At 47.5% G+C, this 19,334-nt stretch carries 15 protein-coding genes; all 15 read left to right on the top strand.

The features are described 5' to 3' along the window. Positions 1-215: 215 nt before the first annotated feature. The 15 genes from GQF01_RS25265 to GQF01_RS25335 all read left to right on the top strand — a co-directional run bounded on the left by GQF01_RS25265 (position 216) and on the right by GQF01_RS25335 (position 19,263). Complete coding sequence (locus tag GQF01_RS25265) at positions 216-1,589, top strand: ABC transporter substrate-binding protein (RefSeq protein ID WP_161409626.1); 1,374 nt, start codon at positions 216-218, stop codon at positions 1,587-1,589. A 22-nt stretch (positions 1,590-1,611) separates the two neighbouring features. Beyond that, a complete protein-coding gene (locus GQF01_RS25270; RefSeq protein ID WP_235960244.1) occupies positions 1,612-2,553 on the top strand; it encodes a carbohydrate ABC transporter permease in 942 nt (313 codons plus the stop codon). An 18-nt stretch (positions 2,554-2,571) separates the two neighbouring features. Continuing rightward, positions 2,572-3,402, top strand: a complete 831-nt coding sequence (locus tag GQF01_RS25275; protein WP_161409630.1) for a carbohydrate ABC transporter permease — start codon at positions 2,572-2,574, stop codon at positions 3,400-3,402. A gap of 40 nt (positions 3,403-3,442) precedes the next feature. Beyond that, on the top strand, positions 3,443-6,091 hold the full coding sequence (locus tag GQF01_RS25280) for a hypothetical protein (protein WP_161409633.1): 2,649 nt from the start codon (positions 3,443-3,445) through the stop codon (positions 6,089-6,091). 14 nt (positions 6,092-6,105) lie between these two features. Further along, positions 6,106-7,164, top strand: a complete 1,059-nt coding sequence (locus GQF01_RS25285; protein ID WP_328803527.1) for an amidohydrolase family protein — start codon at positions 6,106-6,108, stop codon at positions 7,162-7,164. A gap of 17 nt (positions 7,165-7,181) precedes the next feature. Next, positions 7,182-7,577, top strand: coding sequence for a Rieske (2Fe-2S) protein (locus GQF01_RS25290; RefSeq protein ID WP_202556663.1), 396 nt, complete (start codon positions 7,182-7,184; stop codon positions 7,575-7,577). A gap of 14 nt (positions 7,578-7,591) precedes the next feature. Then, positions 7,592-9,931 (top strand): helix-turn-helix domain-containing protein, encoded by a 2,340-nt coding sequence (locus GQF01_RS25295; protein ID WP_161409637.1) that lies wholly within the window; start codon positions 7,592-7,594, stop codon positions 9,929-9,931. A 240-nt stretch (positions 9,932-10,171) separates the two neighbouring features. Further along, positions 10,172-11,170, top strand: a complete 999-nt coding sequence (locus GQF01_RS25300; RefSeq protein ID WP_161409638.1) for an ABC transporter permease — start codon at positions 10,172-10,174, stop codon at positions 11,168-11,170. Then, positions 11,170-12,051, top strand: a complete 882-nt coding sequence (locus tag GQF01_RS25305) for a carbohydrate ABC transporter permease (RefSeq protein WP_161409641.1) — start codon at positions 11,170-11,172, stop codon at positions 12,049-12,051. Before GQF01_RS25300 ends, GQF01_RS25305 begins: the two co-directional genes overlap by 1 nt. 55 nt (positions 12,052-12,106) lie before the next feature. Beyond that, on the top strand, positions 12,107-13,633 hold the full coding sequence (locus tag GQF01_RS25310) for an extracellular solute-binding protein (protein WP_161409643.1): 1,527 nt from the start codon (positions 12,107-12,109) through the stop codon (positions 13,631-13,633). A gap of 50 nt (positions 13,634-13,683) precedes the next feature. After that, on the top strand, positions 13,684-14,505 hold the full coding sequence (locus GQF01_RS25315) for an SDR family NAD(P)-dependent oxidoreductase (protein WP_161409646.1): 822 nt from the start codon (positions 13,684-13,686) through the stop codon (positions 14,503-14,505). A 25-nt stretch (positions 14,506-14,530) separates the two neighbouring features. Then, the gene (locus GQF01_RS25320) at positions 14,531-15,607 is read left to right on the top strand and encodes a lactonase family protein (protein WP_161409648.1); all 1,077 of its coding nucleotides are present in this window, start codon (positions 14,531-14,533) and stop codon (positions 15,605-15,607) included. Between the two features lie 49 nt (positions 15,608-15,656). Beyond that, a complete protein-coding gene (locus GQF01_RS25325) occupies positions 15,657-17,054 on the top strand; it encodes an MFS transporter (RefSeq protein WP_161409650.1) in 1,398 nt (465 codons plus the stop codon). A 97-nt stretch (positions 17,055-17,151) separates the two neighbouring features. Continuing rightward, positions 17,152-17,451 (top strand): iron-sulfur cluster assembly accessory protein, encoded by a 300-nt coding sequence (locus GQF01_RS25330; RefSeq protein WP_161409652.1) that lies wholly within the window; start codon positions 17,152-17,154, stop codon positions 17,449-17,451. Between the two features lie 276 nt (positions 17,452-17,727). Continuing rightward, positions 17,728-19,263 (top strand): extracellular solute-binding protein, encoded by a 1,536-nt coding sequence (locus GQF01_RS25335; RefSeq protein WP_161409654.1) that lies wholly within the window; start codon positions 17,728-17,730, stop codon positions 19,261-19,263. Positions 19,264-19,334: the final 71 nt, after the last annotated feature.

Here is a 19,334-nt window from a genome sequence, read left to right on the forward strand (position 1 = left end):
TGATGCATGCCGCTCAATCGTTAAATAAAACAAGGGATCGTGAATAAAGACAATTTCCAGAGTTTACCTAAGTAGCACCTTTGCATTCTGCTAAACAGGATGGCTTATTTAGTAATATAAAACAATGGATGCCTTTAGAAATCACATTTCAACATCCTTTTCGGCTTTCTATAATGAAGACATGAACACATAACTTTGCGATTAGGGGAGTGAACATGTTGAAAAATGCAGCTTTTGGAAGAGTAAAACGTTATTTAGTACCACTGATGCTTACTGTAAGCGCGATTGCAGCAGCAGGATGCCAAAGCCAAGAAGCGAGTACCAAGCCGTCTGATGCAGCGCCGGGGCAGACTGTACTGAATGTCTACAGCTGGACAGTTGAGGACAGCATGAAGCCGTTTTTTGAAGCCTTTGAAAAGAAATATCCGACGATCAAAGTGAAATACACGAAAATGGCGGACTCCAATCCGGCCACGGCAAATTCACTGCTGACCTCGGGTGAAGCGATTGACGTTATCCCGCAAGCCTCAGTTGACGATATGCGGGTCAGGGCTACAAGCGGGATGTACGAGCCGCTGGATGAATACATGAAAAAAGACAAAATGGATTACAAGCAAATTTTCGGAGATTCCATTAATGAACTGGAAACGGTGAATGGAAACCATTATGCACTTCCATACAGTATGGCAACCTACGGTCTTTACTACAATAAAGCTATGTTTGATAAAGCCGGGGTACCGTATCCAACCGACGACTGGACATGGGACGATCTTCGGGCGGCAGCGCTCAAATTGACTTCAGGCAGCGGAGCTAATAAAATCTATGGCTTCTTACCGGACTACACCGGGCAATGGGCTTTCCCTGCTGTTCAACAGCTTGGTCTTAACTATGTCTATAAAAATAACGGCCAGGAATCGAATTGGGACAATCCTGCCTTCTTGAACGCCTTGCAATTTTTTTACGATATGGAAATGAAGGATAAATCGGCGTGGCCACTTTCGGAATACAAGGCGCTTAAGATCGATACCAATCCTCACGCTATTTTTATGCAGGGTAAAGCTGCCATGTATATTCAGCCATCATTTATTGTCAAGTATAGCTCGCAAGAGTCCTATGGCTTTACCAAGTTTGATTACGGCGTTGTCAATCTGCCCAAAGTGAAAAAAGAAGACAGCTTGAGCAATATTTATTATTTAAGCGATTTCAGTATTCCAGCGAGTGCCCCCAATAAAGAGGCGGCCTGGACCTTTCTGAAGTTTTACTGCTTAGAGGCACCGGAAATTTTCGCTCAATCCAAGGCAATGACGCCTGCCAATCTTCCATCCTTGGATGCTACTGTCAATGAGAAGGTAGGCAAAATCATTTTTGATTACCCGCATTTTGATCAGCCTACAGGCATGAAAACATTTATTACGAATAAGCTGAAGCTCACCCCCTATTTGACGACAATTAACACGGCCAAAGCTGAAATGATGGATATGGTAAAATCGGAAATTACTTCGTGCTTAATGGGGAATCAAACCCCGGCGGAGACCATAGCCAAATTGAAAAAACAGTCCGACGAGTTAATAAAAAAAGCAGGGAAATAGGAGATGTGTGGAGGAATGCTAGATGGAACTGGCAAAGAAGAACTCACTAATAGCACCTAAACGCAAAAAGAAGATGCGAAAGGATATCTTGCATGAAAATATAGCGGGTTGGCTGTTTCTTTCACTTAATTTAATCGGTTACATTATTTTCAAATTAATTCCGATTATTCTTTCACTGATTTTCAGCTTTTGTGATTGGAACTTGGTATCCGGTTTAAAAGGAATCAAATTTATCGGGCTGAAAAATTATATCAATTTGTTGACGGACGACGTATTCATCAAGTCCTTGGTAAATACCATTGTTTACGCAGCTGCTACGGTTCCGTTCTCCGTATTCCTTGCCTTGATTCTTGCAGTTGTCCTAAACGATAAAATCTTCTTTAAAAGCTTAGTCCGTTTAGGATTTTATTTACCTAATATTGCTTCCATGGTTGCGATATCCGTGGTGTGGAGTATTTTGTACATGCCTACCTTCGGTCCAATCAATATGTTTCTGACTTCAATTGGGATCGACAACCCACCTGGCTGGCTGTCTTCGTCGCAGTGGGCGCTAATCTCGATTATCATCATGAGCGTTTGGCAGGCTGTTGGGTACAATGCCGTTATTTTGCTGGCAGGGCTGCAGAGTGTTCCTGGAACATTATACGAATCGGCGGAAATCGACGGAGCCGGCCCGCTGCGCAAATTTTTTCGGATTACGATTCCAATGCTGTCGCCAACCTTGTTCTTCGTAACGGTGATTTCCATTATAGGGTCGTTTCAGGTGTTCACCCAGGTGAACGTTATGACGCAGGGAGGCCCAGGGACCTCTACGTCGGTACTGGTCTACTATATCTATAAAGCTGCCTTTACGTACAACAAGATTGGATACGCCAACGCGATCGGATGGGTGCTGTTCATCTTGGTCTTCATTTTTACGGCGCTGCAGTGGAAATTTTCCAATAAAGACTCGCATGTAAACTAGAGGGAGAGGAGGATCCAGATGAGTGCGAGATCTTTTAAATTAACGCAAAAAACGGTTTTGACTGTCGTTATGCTCTTACTTTCCCTCCTATCCGTTATGCCTTTTATCTGGATGCTGTCTGCATCCTTCAAGCCAACTGCGGAAGTATTCGAATTTCCGGTCCGATGGATACCAAAAACGTTTATTTGGGATAACTATACAACCGTATGGTTCGCTCGTTTTCAAACGTATTTCTTAAACTCGGTCAAGGTTTCCGTGGTCAGTGTCGTCGGAGAGGTGATTACAAGCGCACTTGCGGGATATGCTTTTGCAAAAATCAAGTTTAAAGGCAGAGAGCCTGCCTTCGTCATTTATATCGCCACCCTGATGTTTCCGCACCAGATGCTTTTGGTTCCAAGATTCGTTTTGTATCGTTTAATGGGTTTGTACAACAGCCTGTGGGCATTGATGCTTCCCGGAATTTTCAGTGCTTTCGGCACTTTTTTATTTCGGCAGTTTTTCACTACGATACCGGATGAATTGATGGAAGCCGCTAAATTGGACGGCTGCAATCATTTTAAAACGTTTACAAGAATCATACTCCCGTTATCCATGCCGGTTGTTTCTACGCTAGTTATTTTTTCGTTTGTTGGTTCGTGGAACAATTACGAAAATGCGCTGGTCTTCTTAAGCAATAAGGATAAATTCACCATTCCGCTTGGCCTGCTGCAGTTTCAAACCGAGGAGCAGACGAATTATGGCGCTATCATGGCGGCATCCGTTTTGTCGCTGCTGCCGATCTTTATTATCTTTTTGAGCCTGCAAAAATATTTTATTGAAGGAATTGCTACAGCTGGTCTAAAGGGATAAAAAGCTAAACATGCTTATACCGAATTGGAGGAGAATGTCCGTGTCACATATCAATCAATCGAACAAGTTGCCTGACATCATCATTGTACAGGATCAACAAACAACGTTAGGTTCAGAACCATCCGTCCAATGGGCGAAGCAAACCTTAATCGACACGCTGGAAAGTCGCGGAATGATTGTCGCACTTGAACATAAGCAAGCTGAGCCATCCACCAAGGTGCAAATTATCATTTCCGGTAACGATTCCCCGGTTGCCATCGCTGCAAGCAGTGAGCTTGGCATTGCTTTGCCGGAGGAAACGGAAGCGCTTGCGATCCTTGCCGCACAAGGGAATATCGTACTTACGGCACCTGATGGACGCGGGCTCGTGTACGCTCTCCTTGAACTGACGGATCGCATTCAGCATGCTTCCGGCGATATAACCGGAGACTTGCTTGACGTTAAATCGCTCGTCGACAAGCCGGCCAACGAGATCCGGAGCGTAACTCGCTTATTCGCTTGCGAACCGGAAGATAAACCTTGGTTTTACGATAAGTCATTCTGGGATGACTATTTGACGGAGCTGGCGACACAGCGGTTTAATCGGTTCACCCTGTCTTTAGGAATGGGGTACGATTACGGCCACGATCTCAATGTACGCGACAACTATTTTTGTTTTGCATACCCGTTCTTGTTTGATGTGCCGGGCTACGAGGTGAAAGTGCTTGAACTGTCTGAGGAGGAGAGAAGGCTAAACTTTGAAATGCTCCATTACATCGGTCAGGAAACCAAACGGCGGGGAATGCATTTTCAGCTTGGACTTTGGAATCATTCCTACATGTTTACGGAAAGTCCGAACATGGACTATACGATCTCCGGTATCGACGAGAAAAATCATGCTCCCTATTGCCGTGATGCGATCAGCAAGCTGCTGAACGAGTTTACAGAGATCGACGGTTTGACCTTCCGCGTGCATTATGAAGGTGGTATTCCAGAGCCAGCTTATGAATTTTGGCGCGTTGCTATGGCTGGAACGAAAGACATTGGCCGCAGGGTAGAAATCGATATGCATGCGAAGGGCATTAATGACGAATTAATCCAGATCGCGCTTGATACCAATCAGCCGATATTCATTTCGCCGAAATATTGGGCAGAGCATATGGGGCCAAGCTATCATCAGGCGGCAATCCGGGACAACGAGTTCTCCCTGCCGAAGAACCAGACGATGAATATGCAGGCGATTACCGCATGGTCGCGCCGATTTACACGGTATGGGTATGCCGATTATTTGCAGGATGATCGCAAAATAGGCATTTTGTTCCGGTTGTGGCCGGGGACCCAAAAGCTACTATTGTGGGGTGACCCCGCGCTAGCAGCAGGTTATGGACGGTTTTCCCATTTCAGCGGAACGCAAGGGATCGAGCTGTGCGAGCCGCTTACCTTCAAGGGACGTAAAGGCTCTGGTACAGAAGGCGGAAGAGAGCCTTATCTCGCCGAAGCGTTGAAGCTGCCGAACCGGGATTGGCAGAAGTATAAATATACGTACCGGTTGTGGGGAAGGCTGCTCTACAACCCGGAAGCAACACCTGACGTATGGCGCAGATATTTGCGCCACGAATTCGGCGAGGCCGCAGACAGCTATGAATCGGCGCTTGCGCATGCGAGCCGCATTCTGCCTTTGGTTACCGCAGCCTATTGCCCGTCCGCTGCGAACTTCGTTTATTGGCCCGAAATGCATACCAACCAACCAATTGCCGATCCGGAATTGCCGTCGCCGTTTGGCTTCGATACGCCAAAACCGGGAACGTTCGGTGCAGCGAGCCCGCTGGACACTGCCTTGTTTTACCGAATCGACGATTTTGCCGACGATATTACGCAAGGCTTCCGTCATGGCAAGTATTCTCCGCTTGAAACGGCGGATCGTCTGGAGTCCATGGCGACAACGGCCGCACAATATTTGTCCAAAGCTATAGATATGGCCGTGGACCCGCAAGCCGCGAATTTCCAGCGGTTTGTAACGGATACCCGAATGCTGGTCCATATTGGCCAGTTCTTCGCTAACAAATTCCGGGCAGCATTAAGCTATGCTTTGTCCGAGCGGACCGATGACACCGTTGAGTTGGAACGAGCGCTGGACTTTTACAAACTGGCCAGAGAGCATTGGGTCAAGGTCATTGAGATTTCGCAGGATAAATATAAGGCGGATATAGCTTTTGGTAATTCTGGAGCGGTCAGAGGACACTGGGCGGACCGGCTGCCTGCCATCGAAGCGGATATCCAGGCTATGGAACGCCAACTGCAGACAGCCCGGGCGGATGCCAGCCGGACGGTAGATACCGGAAAGCTGCAGGCTGCCATGAAAGTGCTGACCGCTTCTCCTGTGGATCGCAGGCAGCTTTTCGTGCATCAGGCTCCGTCGCAATTCACCAAAGGTGAAAAGCTTGGTGTGCAGCTCGAGCTGCCAGGTGCATCCGATGGCCTGAAAGTGGTGCTGCACTATCGGCACGCCAACCAAAGCGAGCATTACGTTGTCACAGAAATGAGTCGAGATGGTGCGAGCTTTGCTGCCGATATACCGGCTGACTACACCAAGTCGCCTTTCGGCATTCTCTACTTCTTTGAGGTCGTTGAAAGCGACAGCGGAGCCCGGCTATATCCTGGCTTGAACGAGGACATCTCAAATCAGCCTTATTATTTCGTTAACTCATAATGGGAGGGATTCAGGTGAGTTCAAAGCAATCGACTGGAAAACATGGCATTATTGACTGCGATGTCCATGTCTACCCTAAATCCAGGGAAGAGCTGAACAAGTATTTACCTCAGCCTTGGAGGGACTGGTATCGACCGTTGACCCGAGCCTACGGCAACATTCAGGCGAACCGTGTGGATGCAAAGCCGCCAAATGGAGGAGGAGCGGGAACCGATCCTGACTTTTTGCGGGAGCAGTTGATCGACGAGTACGGAATCGATTACGCGATTCTGCTGCCTCGCGCGATGCTCAACAACCTGCCGGACCCTGATATGGCTTCCGCAGTAGCCGCTGCCTATAACGATTGGCTTGCCGATACATGGCTGGATACCTATAATCATGACGGCGTGTTCAAAGGCTCGTTGTATATTGCTACCCAGGACCCAATCGGAGCAGCCAAAGAGATTGAGCGATGGGCCGGCCATCCCCATTTCGTACAGGTGATGACCGATTCCGGGGCAACGGCGCCTTTCGGTCAGCGGCAATATCATCCGATCTATGAAGCTTGTGAGAAATATGGCTTTCCTCTGGCCATTCATCCCGGTACGGATGGAATGGGCATTAACCATCAGCCCACGCCAGGCCATCCGACCCGCTACATTGAGTTTCATACATGCCTGTCGCTAGCCTTCCAGGCGCATCTGGTCAGTTTTCTGACCGAAGGGGTTTTCGTGAAGTTTCCTAAATTCAAAATCGCGCTTGTCGAAGGAGGCGTTTCCTGGCTCGCGCCTTTAATGTGGCGGCTGGATGCGGAATACAAGGGACTCCGCTATGAAGTGCCTTGGCTTGAGAAACGGCCGAGCGAATTTCTACGAGACCACGTGCGTATTACGAGCCAGCCGATCGAGCGGCCGGATGACGACAAATATTTGTTTGCGATGCTCGAAGCAATGGATGCTGAACATATTCTAATGTTCGCGAGTGACTACCCGCATTGGGACTTCGACTCGCCGAGAAGAGCGTTTCCGAAGCTTCCGGCTGAGCTTCACCGCCGAATCTTTTATGAGAATGCGAAGGAGTTTTACAACCTTTAAACAGGAGGCTGCCGATCATGGAGCGATTCGTAGTATGTAAAGCGACCGAAATGCAGCCGGGAGAGCGAAAAATCGTTCAAGTTGGCGGAAGGTCTATTGGCGTATTTAACGCAAACGGGGAGTATTATGCCTTGCGCAACAGTTGTCCGCATCAAGGAGCACCTTTGTGTGTGGGTAGATTGACGGGGACAACGCTGCCGTCGTTGCCGGGCAGCCACCGATACGGCCGGGAAGGCGAAATATTGGCCTGTCCTTGGCACGGATGGGAGTTTGATGTCACCACGGGGAAATCGTTGTTTAATCCTCATCAATGCTTGGTCAAAAAATACGATGTGGCTGTTGAGCCGCTGGAGGATAGTCTTGAAACCTTCCCGGTGTCTGTAGAAGAGGAACTTGTTGTTCTGTATGCCTAAAAAGGAGGAGGAACATGGGATTCAACCTCACCGGGAGGCGGGTATTCAGCAGCCGGTCAGCATTGCTTCATCGCATGATCATGCTGACTTTGGCTGCCTCTATCCTGCCGACTATCCTTGTAGGCATCAGCAGTTATCTCTTCTCTACTTCCACTCTGCAGAATGAAGTCAACCGCGCCCATGTTCAACTACTGGAGAATACTTCAGCCACGATTGACCGGGATTTACAAAATATGCAAGATAGCACATTGCAGATGTTATTTCATCCTGTGTTCGCCAATGAAGCCTTGCAGCGGGGTATTAAGGGAAATGAATTTGAATTTAACTTGCAGGTCTCGCAGTTTTTTTCAACTTTTCAGTATAATCATAAGCAAATTCTTGATATATCCATGTACATTAAAGACAACTATCTGCTCTCTTCCTCTTACGGTTTATTTAAGATTGCCCCGGTATACGACCACAACAGGCTAAACGAGGCTATGGTTTCTCCGAAGGAGCTAGAGTGGACCAACACCGTTTTTCGTATCCGGGAGAACGAGGAAGCAAGTGGCGTAACCTTTATTTGCAAGCTGCCTCTTCAAGCACCTAATCCAATCGGTCTGATGCTGGTCCGCATTGATCAGAAGTTGTTTCAGGATTCGCTCCAGCGCTCGACCGTGTATCCAGGTCAGATGACGGTGATTGTCGACCAAGTAGGAAAAACCGTTGCCGCCTCTTCCGCTTTTATGCTTCCTTCCGAACTGCTCCAAACGATTCGTCATAGAAATATATCCGATCATAAGCTCAATTATAGTTGGAATAACCGCGATTATCTGGTCACAACGTTAACGTCACCCTATACCGGCTGGCAGTATATCGATCTGATCCCGACTCAAGAATTAAATGCCAAATCGGCGGGAATTGGTGTCATCACAGCCGTGGTGCTGGTTGTCGTGCTTTTGCTGGCGCTTGTTCTCACGCTTCTCGGTACAAAGTGGATTTACAGGCCCATCGCCAACCTGATGAATTACCTAAATCGGGAGGCTTCCTTAGGCAATGATGAGGGAGAAGATGAAATGGGTTATTTGAAGCTAAGCTGGCAGGCTCTAAAGCATGAAACGAGGCAGCTGCAGCACCAGCTATCTATGCAACAGCCCATGCTCCGGGAATCGTTTGTTATGCAGATGATGCATGGGCATTATTTGCATTATACCCAAAGCGAGCTGGAACAGTTGTTCATGCGATACGGGCTTCCCCACGAAACGCGATTTGCTGTTTTTATTATGGCTTATGACAAAAGCGGTCCAGACAATGGCAAATTTTTCGATCAAGACCAAGACCTCGTTATTTTTGCAATGAAAAATATTATCATGGATATGTTGCAACCGAATGCTCGGAGCTTTCTTGGGATTACGGTCAATTGTTTAAACGATCAGCTGGCTGTGCTGCTCTGGCATCATACGGAAGCGGATAATCAAGCCGCTGATGAAACGTTAGGGGCATGGGAGAATTCCGTGAAGGTATTTGTTGAGGAGCTACGACATCTATTAGCCAATTATTTACGACTGCCGGTAACGGCAGGGCTCGGGGGAGGAACGAGCGAGATCGCTAATCTTCCGCTGGCGTATCGGCAAGCGCTTACTGCTCTTACTTCGCGTCTCGTCGTTGGAGGAGAGCAAGTTATTGCTCCGGATAACGACTTCCTGAAGTCGAATGAAGGCTATCGCTATCCCATTGAGCTGGAACGGCATTATGAGGAGTCTTTGAAGCAGGGAGATCTTCAGGAATCGGAACGGATGCTTCATGAGTTTTCGAAATATGTCATCGGTGCGACCCATGTTGCCAAGGTGATTCAAATGTCGTATACGCAGCTTCTGGGTACGACGATACGCACCATGTATTTGCTCGGCATTGAACCCGATACTGTATTTAAAGGGGAAGAGCCCTACGATTACTTACGCAGGTTTCAAAACATGGATGATTTAAACCGTTGGTTTCTCCAGCATCTGATAACACCAATTGTACAGTTCGTACGAAATAAAACGTTTGTAGAGCACGAGCAAATTATCGATAAAGTGACTGCTTTTATTCATGATAACTACCATCACGATATTTCCCAGGATCAATGCGCGCGTAATTTCGGCGTCAGCCGTACCCATCTCAGCAAGCTGTTCAAAAAATTCAAACACATCGCCTTTAGCGATTATTTAACGCAGATTCGGATGGAGAAGGCAAAAGAGCTGCTAAGTGAAACCCATATTCCCGTCGCTGACATTTCAGAGAGGGTAGGTTATCTCCATACGCAGAACTTTATCCGTGTTTTTAAAAAGATGGAAGGGATCACTCCCGGACAATTCCGCGAGGAACGCGAGTAGCAGAGCTGCTGAATTGAACAGCCCTCTATGCAGACGGAGAGCAGAAAAGCCCCCGCTGTATAGGGGGTTTTTGCTTAATTAAACGAGTGCTCGTTTGGTGACTCGGGACCGTGCTGTCACAGAATGAGCATGCACAAATGGCTTATTGAGAATTACCGGAGTCATCCCTAGAATACAGATTGCCGGCATGGAAAATTCAGCAAGGTTGGGGCACAGGATGGATAAATTTGTGTAGAAAGGATGAGCGTATTGCCAGATCAACCTAGAAGCGCGGTATCCGCCGATAATTTAAAGCCACTGCAGTCGAAACAGGCAAGTAACCGCTTTCTAAACTGGCTGAAGAGTTGGAAGCCGACATGGAAGCAGGAAAAGTATCTGTATGTTCTCGCGCTGCCGGGACTGTTGTATTTCTTTATTTTCAAGTACATCCCGTTATGGGGGCTATCGCTTGCCTTTACGGAGTACTCTCCTTACCTTGGGTTGTTCAAAAGCGAGTGGGTCGGATTCAAGCATTTCCAAAGTTTTTTTGCCAATCCTGATTTTTGGCTGCTGTTCCGCAATACATTGGCGATCAGCTTCCTAAACATCCTATTATTTTTTCCGATGCCCATCATTATTGCTTTGCTCCTGAACGAGTTGAAAAACGCGACCTTCAAAAAATGGGTGCAAACCTCTATTTATTTGCCTCATTTCTTATCTTGGGTCGTTATCGTGGGTATCTGCTTTCTGACCTTGAGCGGCAGCGGAATTATTAATAAGCTGGTCGTGGAATCGGGAGGGCAGGCCATCAATTTCTTAACGAATCCCGAAACATTTTGGGGCATGCTGACGGCACAGACCATTTGGAAAGAAACCGGCTGGGGAACCATTATATTTTTGGCCGCCTTAGCCAGCATTAATCCCGAGCTATATGAAGCGGCAAAGATTGACGGAGCGAACCGATGGAAGCAAATGCTGCATGTAACGATTCCGGGCATTAAAGGAACGGTAATTATCTTATTAATTCTCCGTTTGGGCCAGGTACTGGATATCGGTTTTGAGCATATTTACTTGATGTCCAGCTCCGCCGTGACGGAGGTTGCGGATGTCTTCGACACTTATGCGTACCGGGTAGGCATTCAAAACGGACGATTTAGCTTTGCGACTGCTGTCGGCATTTTCAAATCGGTGGTCGGCTTGATACTGGTTCTATTGGCAGACCGAGCGGCTAAGAAGCTGGGAGAGGAGGGTGTGTACTAATGAAGCAGCATAGGGGCTCGCGTGTGTTTGATATTTTCAATTATGCGTTTCTTGGACTGATTGCGTTATCAACCTTACTGCCGTTTATTTATGTTGTTCTCGTTTCATTTACCGATCCTATCGAGTACCAGACCAGTCCCATCGTCATCTTTCCCAAACATTGGAGCTTGGCTTCCTATGAGTTCATTCTATCAACACGGACCTTCTTGAACTCGCTCAGCGTAAGTGCGATTCTGGCGATTGTCGGTACGGCCTGCAGTCTCATATTGACAAGCGGACTTGCGTACACCTTATCTCGCAAAAAGTTCAGGCTGAAGCGGGTGTTTATGATTGGTATTTTGTTCACTATGTTGTTCAATCCAGGGATGATTCCGAACTATTTGCTGGTCAAGGAGTTGGGCTTGATCAATACCATATGGTCGCTAATTCTTCCGGTGCTGAGCAGTGCTTGGTATGTCATTCTGATGAAAAGCTTTTACCAGGAAATCCCTGAGGAGCTGGAAGAGTCGGCCAAAATGGACGGATGTACAGACATCGGCGTGTTTTTCCGGATTATGCTGCCTGTTTCCGTAACAGCGCTTGTCGCTTTCGGCTTATTTTTCGCTGTCGCCTATTGGAATACCTATTTCAATGCGGTGCTGTACATTAACAAAGATACGCTTCGCCCTATGCAGGTCGTGCTGCAAGTGCTGCTCATTCAAGCATCAACACAGGTAGGCGATCCGTCTGTTGCGCAAATGCTGCAGAGCGATCAGATGCTGCCACCGGAGACGATCAAAATGTCGGCGGTCGTTGTGGCTTCGCTGCCGATCATCATCGTATACCCGTTCTTGCAAAAATATTTTGCCAAAGGCATGATGGTCGGTTCCGTGAAGGGTTAAGAGAAGGCTTACCTTTTTGAAATAGGCATTTCCATACTTTAAGGAGGTCATGAAAATGAACAAAAGGTTAAGAAGGATGTACGTTGGAGCCGCATCGGCGGTTGTGCTGCTTGCTGGCTGCAGCTCTCCGGATGGAGCTTCCAATCCGGCCGGCAGTTCTGCGGGCAAACAGGAACCGACGGAGATCAATATTTTGACCACAACCTACAATTCAGCTCCCGGTAACGATCTGGACAGTTTGAAGCAAATTAATGAGAAATTTAATGTCAAAATCAATGTCACATACGTTCCGGCTAATAATTACCAGGACAAATTGAACGTCATGCTGGCCTCTGGCGATCTTCCCGATGTGAGCCTGGTTTGGGACATCAATACGCAGACATTCGCCAACGCCGCGAATCAAGGAGCATTCTGGGACTTAACGCCATATATCAAGGATTATCCGAATTTGGCGGCATATCCCGAGCAAATTTATAAAAATGTCGCCTTTAAAGGGAAAACCATGGGCATTCCGCGGGTTCGCCCCATTGACGGGCACCAGTCGCTGCTCATCCGGCAGGATTGGCTAGATAAGCTGGGCTTGAAAGCGCCAACGACGATGGATGAGTTTTATCAGGTTATGGAAGCCTTTACAAAGAATGATCCTGACGGCAACGGCAAAAATGATACGTACGGATTCGTCGGTCAAGGAACACCAACGCTATCCAATTATTTCTTATCGATGTTTGGTGCGGGTCTGCAGCACTATGTGGATGAAAACGGCCAGGTACAGCCTAGCTTCTTCAATCCCAAAATCAAAGATGCGATGGCCTTTTGGAACAAAGTGAACAAAGCAGGCGTTATGGTGCCGGATCTTCCGTTGCTGCAAACGAGCCAAACCCGCGATTTCATGACGCAGGGCAAAGTCGGTATGGGCTTTACCAATGTGTATGACGGCCATTTGTACACCGATGACTTGAAGAAGGTGAATCCGAACGCGATTATCAAGCCTTATTTGTTCCCGGCAGCGCCAGATGGCAAGGTTTATATGGAAGCGGCACCGGGGTCGTTCGGTATTTTCATGGTCAACAAGAAGGTCAATGAACCGAAGCTGAAAAAAATTCTCGACATATACAACTATACGGCATCGAGAGAAACGTACAATCTGGTTGCTTATGGCATTAAAGGCGTCGATTACAACGAGAACGAAGCAGGAGACATCACCCAGACGGATGAGGGCAAAAAGAAAGGCTATGCTTTCGATACTTCGGCACAATGGGTTTCGAGCTACTACGATAAATACGTAAAAGCGGATTTGCCGGGAATGACGCCGGAAACGAAGGCATACAACCACAAGTTGGTAGATACGATTTCAACCGTGTCCGTCCCGAACCCGGCGCTTGGGCTTGTCACTCCAACGGCCTTGGAGAAAAGTGCGGATTGGAATAAAAAAATCAACGATATGATTACCAATGTCATTATAGGCAAAAACAACTCTGAAGATTTTGATAAATTTGTCCAAAGCTTTAAAGACGACCCCTCGTATCAGAAACATTTAAAGGAACTCAACGAATTGTACAAGGAAAAAACAGCGAAAAAATGAGGGAAATCTCTTCCTTCTATTCCTTCCAAAATTTAAGGAGGCATATCGATATGGGGACAAGATTACAGGGCAAGGTAGCCGTTATCACAGGCTCGTCATCTGGCATCGGAAGAGCGAGCGCCGAAGTGTTCGCTGAAGAAGGAGCTCATGTCATTGTCAATGACGATGGCGGACGTGAAGGTTTGGGGCAGCAAGTTGCCGATGGCATCAACGCACAAGGAGGTTCGGCCGTTTATGTTCAGGCAGACGTATTCAAAAGCGAAGAATTGAAACGGCTGATTGACTTTGCTTATGAAAAATTCGGCAAATTGGATATTTTAATGAACAACGCCTACAGAGGTCACACTGATTCCGTATTAGATCAAGAGGAAGCGGATTGGGACCGGGTATTCGCCTCGTCGGTGAAAGCCGTATTCCTGGGCAGTAAATATGCGCTGCCCGGTATGATAAAAGCGGGAGGCGGTTCCATCATTAATACCGCTTCGGTCCATGGGCTGCTCGGAGGAAGAAGGCACTCCTCCTATGACGCTGCCAAAGCGGCGATCATTAATCTATCCCGCCAGATGGCCGTCGATTACGGAAAGTATGGCATTCGGGTCAACTCGATTTGTCCGGGCCGCATTGTGACGGAAGGGAAGATTGATTTCCTGGAGAAATATCCGGAGGAAGTTCGCCGGCAACAAGCCGTCTACCTGCTGGGGCGGCCGGGAACGATGCGCGAAGCTGGTCTGGCCGCACTGTTCCTCGCATCGGAGGACTCCTCCTTCGTTACAGGTCATGCTTTGGTCGTAGATGGCGGCCTGACCGCACAGCTGGCGGATAGTGTTTCCGAGCCGCTTGAGGAAGGTCTTGGCCTTGCCGGCTCCAAATAAATAAGCATAAATAGGGAGAATATCTATGAATAAGCAGACAGCGATTATTGCTTATATCGGTACGCAAACTGACGGCAGCAGCAGTGGAGGGATTTATGTCTATCGGATGAATCCGTCTACTGGTGAATTAGACGAATTGAGCACGGCTGCGGCGGGAATCAATCCTACATACTTGGCGATCCATCCATCGAAACGGTATCTTTATGCAGCCAATACAATTGAAGGCGAAGGCCTGATCAGCGCCTTCTCCATTGATCCCTTCACAGGGGGGCTGACGTTTATGAACAGTCAGCCCTCCGGGGGCTCTAAGCCTGTTCATTTGCTTGTAGACGGGGCGGGCAAATTCGTGCTTGCCGGTAATTTCGGCGACGGCAGCGTATGTGTTCTGCCGATCCAAGCGGACGGCAGACTTGGTGCGATGACGGATTTCATCCGTCATTCCGGCTCCAGCGTCCACCCGACGCGTCAGCAGGGACCTCGCGTTCATTCGGTCACGCTCGACCCGGCCAGCCGATATGCGGTTGCCGCTGAATACGGGGCCGATCAGCTAAGGGTTTATCGGCTGGATGCAGAGTGCGGGAAGCTGCTTCCGTCAGCCGTCCCGTCGATTTCTGTTCCAGCGGGTTCGGGGCCTCGTCATGCGGCCTTCCATCCAAGTGAACGTTGGGCGTACGTAATCAATGAGCTAGGCAATACGCTGATGAGCTATGATTATGATCCTGTGCAAGGCATACTACTGCTCAGGGAAACACATGCCACGCTGCCGGAAGGCTATGCCGGACCGAGTTTCTGCGCCGATGTTCATGTTCATCCGGACGGAACCTTTGTCTACGGCTCGAACCGCGGGCATAACAGCATTGTCATTTATGCCGTTGAGCCTGATACGGGCAGTCTCCGGCTTGTAGGGCATGAGCCGACGCTGGGCAGAGCACCTCGCAGCTTCATCATTGATCCGACGGGCCGCTATTTGTATGCGGCGCACCAGGACACGGACAATGTCGTCGCTTTTGCTTTGAACCGTCAGACCGGCCTGCTGCGTCCTACTGGACATAGCATCAAGGTGCCGATGCCGGTATGTATCAAGATGGTTTCGCTGCCTTAATATAATCAATCGTCTGGAATTGTAAAAAAGCCTCCTCAAAGAGGCTTTTTTGCTGCGTGCTCGGGATTGGGATCAACTGCTTGTCATTGATGACAAAGCAGCGGACTGGAAGGGCGGCATCGAAGAGTCTTTTCTTAGCGTGTTGAACCATTTGCCTCAGGCATGTAAGATAGGTTCATACAGCAAGAGGAAGGGAGCAGCTATGTGGTCGTATACAGTCGGTTTATTTCGTGATTTATCCCCTGGCGTCAAACGATTTATTGCAACTGAAAGCTTATTTGGCATTGGCGCCGGCATTTTTAACCTGATTCTAAACTTACATCTCCTGGATCTCGGCTTTTCCAAAGAGGACATCGGACGCATCACCTCGCTGGGAGCGCTGACCGTGGGACTGACCAGTCTCCCGGCAGGCCTCGTCATCAAATACATAGGCCGTAAAACGATGCTCGTTATCGGCATGCTGCTGGCTTTTTTAGCGTTGATCATCTTTGGATTCGGCACAGGTGTCGGTATGATTACCACGGCACAGCTCGTTTGGTCACTAAGTATCAGCGCCATTGTGAATTCGGAAATTCAACTGATTTTTCAATATTGCCGTACGAAAAAAGAAGAGACCAGCGCCTACTCGCTGCTGTTTGCAATCTTTACCTTATGCACCGGCATTGGCACATGGTTGGGAGGCTATCTCCCGTTGTGGCTGCCAGGACACAGCACGCTGTACCAATACGCCTTTTTCGTAGCTGGCGGATGTTTGGGGCTCTCCGGTATTCTCAGGGGCTGGTTGCTGCCGTCTCCCAACGACAGAGCAAATGCAAGCGGGAAGCCAAGTGCTTCCGCAGTTTCTTCTTCGGTCAGACAGAAGAAGGCGCACGCCTATTCGTTCATGTTCCTGCTTGCGCTGCTGATCTTTAATTCAGGGTTCACCTTTGGTTTGTTGAGTCCGTTCCTCAACGTCATACTGAAATTTAGATTTGGGATGGAGGACGGCAGTATCTCTGGGCTTCTAGCTCTGTCTGGTGTGTTCTTTTTTGTCGGTTCGATCCTCGTTCCGTATCTGATGGAGCATATGGGTAGCCGCAATGCCTTCGTATTCCTGTTTCTGTATAACATCGTAGTGGTAGGGCTGATGGCGCTTACGATGCCTAGCTCCGTCTTTGCTATACTGCTCATGATTCGAGGCACTGGCTTTACGATGCTGAACAACATGATGGACAGCGAATGCATGTCCGCCGTTGCCGAAGAAGACCGCAATGTTTTTGCAGGGATGAGGACGGTCTCACGGAGTATCGGCAACACGATTGCGTCTTATTGGGCGGGTTACATTTTGGCTGGCAATCATTACTCTTCGCCATTCTTGTTAACAGCCGTAGCGCTGCTGGCAGGGTTTGCTGTGTATATGTGGTTCGTGCAGGGCAAGCTGGCACAGAGACTGCTAGGGCAGATGTGAGGTAGTCACTTTATTGTCGAAGAAATCAATATCTTGACAAAACATACTGTAACAAATAGTATTACAGTATACAAATTTTGAATAGAGGACACCTAACATGAAATGTAAAATCAATCGTAATGCTGCAACCGTATTAAAGAATATGCTGAGTGAAGAAGCGGCTGAGGGGAAGATGATTCGTGTTTTTATTACACAGAATCATGGAGATCATGCTCATTATGATATAAAGCTTGATACACCTACTGAACATGATGAAATTGTACAAACAGACAAAGACATTGAAATCGTATTAGATACACGCGAAGCCCTGTTGGATGGGGTTTGGATTCAGTACTTTTATGTGTCTGATGAAGGTTTCTTCATAACAAATCCTTCTACAGGTTTTCATGACAAATAAAGGTATGAAATAGTCTTGTTCAAGAATGGGAAGAGCTGCATTGAAGCAGCTCTTTTTTTTCATTTCATCGCCGATGAAAGTTAGCCCGGCAAATACAGAAGCAAGGCTGGTTACGAAGTGACAAAAATTGATATTCTAATAAGAAGGACAAGAAGAACAAGAATTGTCACTTACTTGCAGTGGATCATACTCCTATAATAAAGCCTAATACGTTGTCTTGTTAGTTCCGGACACAGGAACAGCGGTGAAGCAACAAACATCAACAGGGAGGCTATTATGAAAATATTGACAACCAAGAGGGTCAGTTTAACAATGCTCGCGCCACTTTTATTAGGGGTGTTGGCAGGCTGTGGAGAGAGTAAGGAGGCACCCAAAGGGAGTGCGGCTGCTGCACCAGATTTGAAGGTTCAGTTTATGGTACCGTCATTTGCGGACATTCCAGATATGAACAACGAGTATTGGTCGAAATTCCAAAAAGATAATAAAGTTCAACTGAACATAGATTGGATTCCTTCGGGCGACTATGATACTAAATTTGACCTGGTCTTGGCATCCGGCAACATACCAGAAGTTATTGTTGCAAACAGTATTACGCGCCCAACGCTGCAAAATGCAGTGAAGCAAGGGGCATTTTGGGATTTGACGCCAATCTTGGGTGACTTCAGCAAGTATCCAAACTTAAAGAAAAATGGCTATATGGACGTATGGAACTATGTGCGTACGGATGGCAAAATTTTCGGTGTTCCTCGAAATCGTCCCCATATTGATCTCAGTCTCAAAATGAGAAAGGACTGGTTGGATAAATTCAACTTACCTGTGCCCACTACATTGGATGAGTACGCAGCTACCCTTAAAACAATTGTAGATGGTGATCCCGACGGGAATGGGAAGAAAGACACGGTTGGTTTGATTGGCCAAGGCAACACAGGCAACTTCTTTGCCGACAGTGATGGAAGCTTTTTATCCGCATTTGGAGGCTTGGATCCTATTTATAGTAAAGACGGTGGTATGATTAACAAGTATTTGACACCGAATTACACGGATATGGTTTCCTATTTCCACAAAATGTATAGCGACGGCGTTCTGGCCAAGGACTTCTCTGTCATTAAACAGACGCAGGCGGAAGAAATCTTCACCACAGGACGAGCTGCTTCTTATGGAAGAAATACATGGCGGGATTTCAACTTTGAACAAACGATCAAGAAAGTGCAGCCGGATGCGAATGTCATTTCATTGCCACCGATGAAAGGTCCAGGAGGCTCTAGTGTTCAGCTGTCGGTCCCATTCTCGGGAGCCTTTTATATTTCGAAACAAGTGCCAGAGGAGAAAGCCAGACAAATCCTGGACTTTTTCGAGAGAACGACAACGCCGGAACAAACAGACTATAACTACTATGGTGTCGAAGGCGTCGATTATACGATGGTAGATGGCCAGCAGCAGCTCACTGAACTTGGTGTCAAACAAGTAACGGCTAACGGTACAGGGGCTATTTTTCCACTAGCTTATAATAATAAAATGAAAGTAATTAATCCTGCCGCTCCCAAAGCATATAACGATGCCAAGGAAAAATCGGTGGCCATATATGAAGAAGTAGGCAAAATCGATCCTTTTTCTATCATTAATTCGAACACATGGACGTCGATTTGGCCGAAGTATCAATCAGAATGGCAGTCGATGGTAGTCAAAGCGATCGTTGGGCAGATTACGATGGATGAGTACAAAGCTTATATCGAGAAGTTAAATGGAAGCCCTGATTTTCAAACGGCTTATAAGGAATTCGCAGCAGATTATAAGGAAAAGTTTCCTAAGTAAGCTGTGCCAGGATGGTTCCTTTCCGCTTGCTATTTGTGGCTCCACTCCCTATGCTTAACACACGAACCTTT

It is taken from the genome of Paenibacillus silvestris (genome assembly GCF_009882985.1).
Lineage (GTDB): Bacteria > Bacillota > Bacilli > Paenibacillales > NBRC-103111 > Paenibacillus_E > Paenibacillus_E silvestris.

What these genes read in the sequence shown, in the direction of transcription:
- GQF01_RS25265 (WP_161409626.1), top strand. Translation starts at nt 216, where the DNA reads ATGTTGAAAAATGCAGCTTTTGGAAGAGTAAAACGTTATTTAGTACCA.
- GQF01_RS25270 (WP_235960244.1), top strand. Translation starts at nt 1,612, where the DNA reads ATGGAACTGGCAAAGAAGAACTCACTAATAGCACCTAAACGCAAAAAG.
- GQF01_RS25275 (WP_161409630.1), top strand. Translation starts at nt 2,572, where the DNA reads ATGAGTGCGAGATCTTTTAAATTAACGCAAAAAACGGTTTTGACTGTC.
- GQF01_RS25290 (WP_202556663.1), top strand. Translation starts at nt 7,182, where the DNA reads ATGGAGCGATTCGTAGTATGTAAAGCGACCGAAATGCAGCCGGGAGAG.
- GQF01_RS25295 (WP_161409637.1), top strand. Translation starts at nt 7,592, where the DNA reads ATGGGATTCAACCTCACCGGGAGGCGGGTATTCAGCAGCCGGTCAGCA.
- GQF01_RS25300 (WP_161409638.1), top strand. Translation starts at nt 10,172, where the DNA reads ATGAGCGTATTGCCAGATCAACCTAGAAGCGCGGTATCCGCCGATAAT.
- GQF01_RS25305 (WP_161409641.1), top strand. Translation starts at nt 11,170, where the DNA reads ATGAAGCAGCATAGGGGCTCGCGTGTGTTTGATATTTTCAATTATGCG.
- GQF01_RS25310 (WP_161409643.1), top strand. Translation starts at nt 12,107, where the DNA reads ATGAACAAAAGGTTAAGAAGGATGTACGTTGGAGCCGCATCGGCGGTT.
- GQF01_RS25315 (WP_161409646.1), top strand. Translation starts at nt 13,684, where the DNA reads ATGGGGACAAGATTACAGGGCAAGGTAGCCGTTATCACAGGCTCGTCA.
- GQF01_RS25320 (WP_161409648.1), top strand. Translation starts at nt 14,531, where the DNA reads ATGAATAAGCAGACAGCGATTATTGCTTATATCGGTACGCAAACTGAC.
- GQF01_RS25330 (WP_161409652.1), top strand. Translation starts at nt 17,152, where the DNA reads ATGAAATGTAAAATCAATCGTAATGCTGCAACCGTATTAAAGAATATG.
- GQF01_RS25335 (WP_161409654.1), top strand. Translation starts at nt 17,728, where the DNA reads ATGAAAATATTGACAACCAAGAGGGTCAGTTTAACAATGCTCGCGCCA.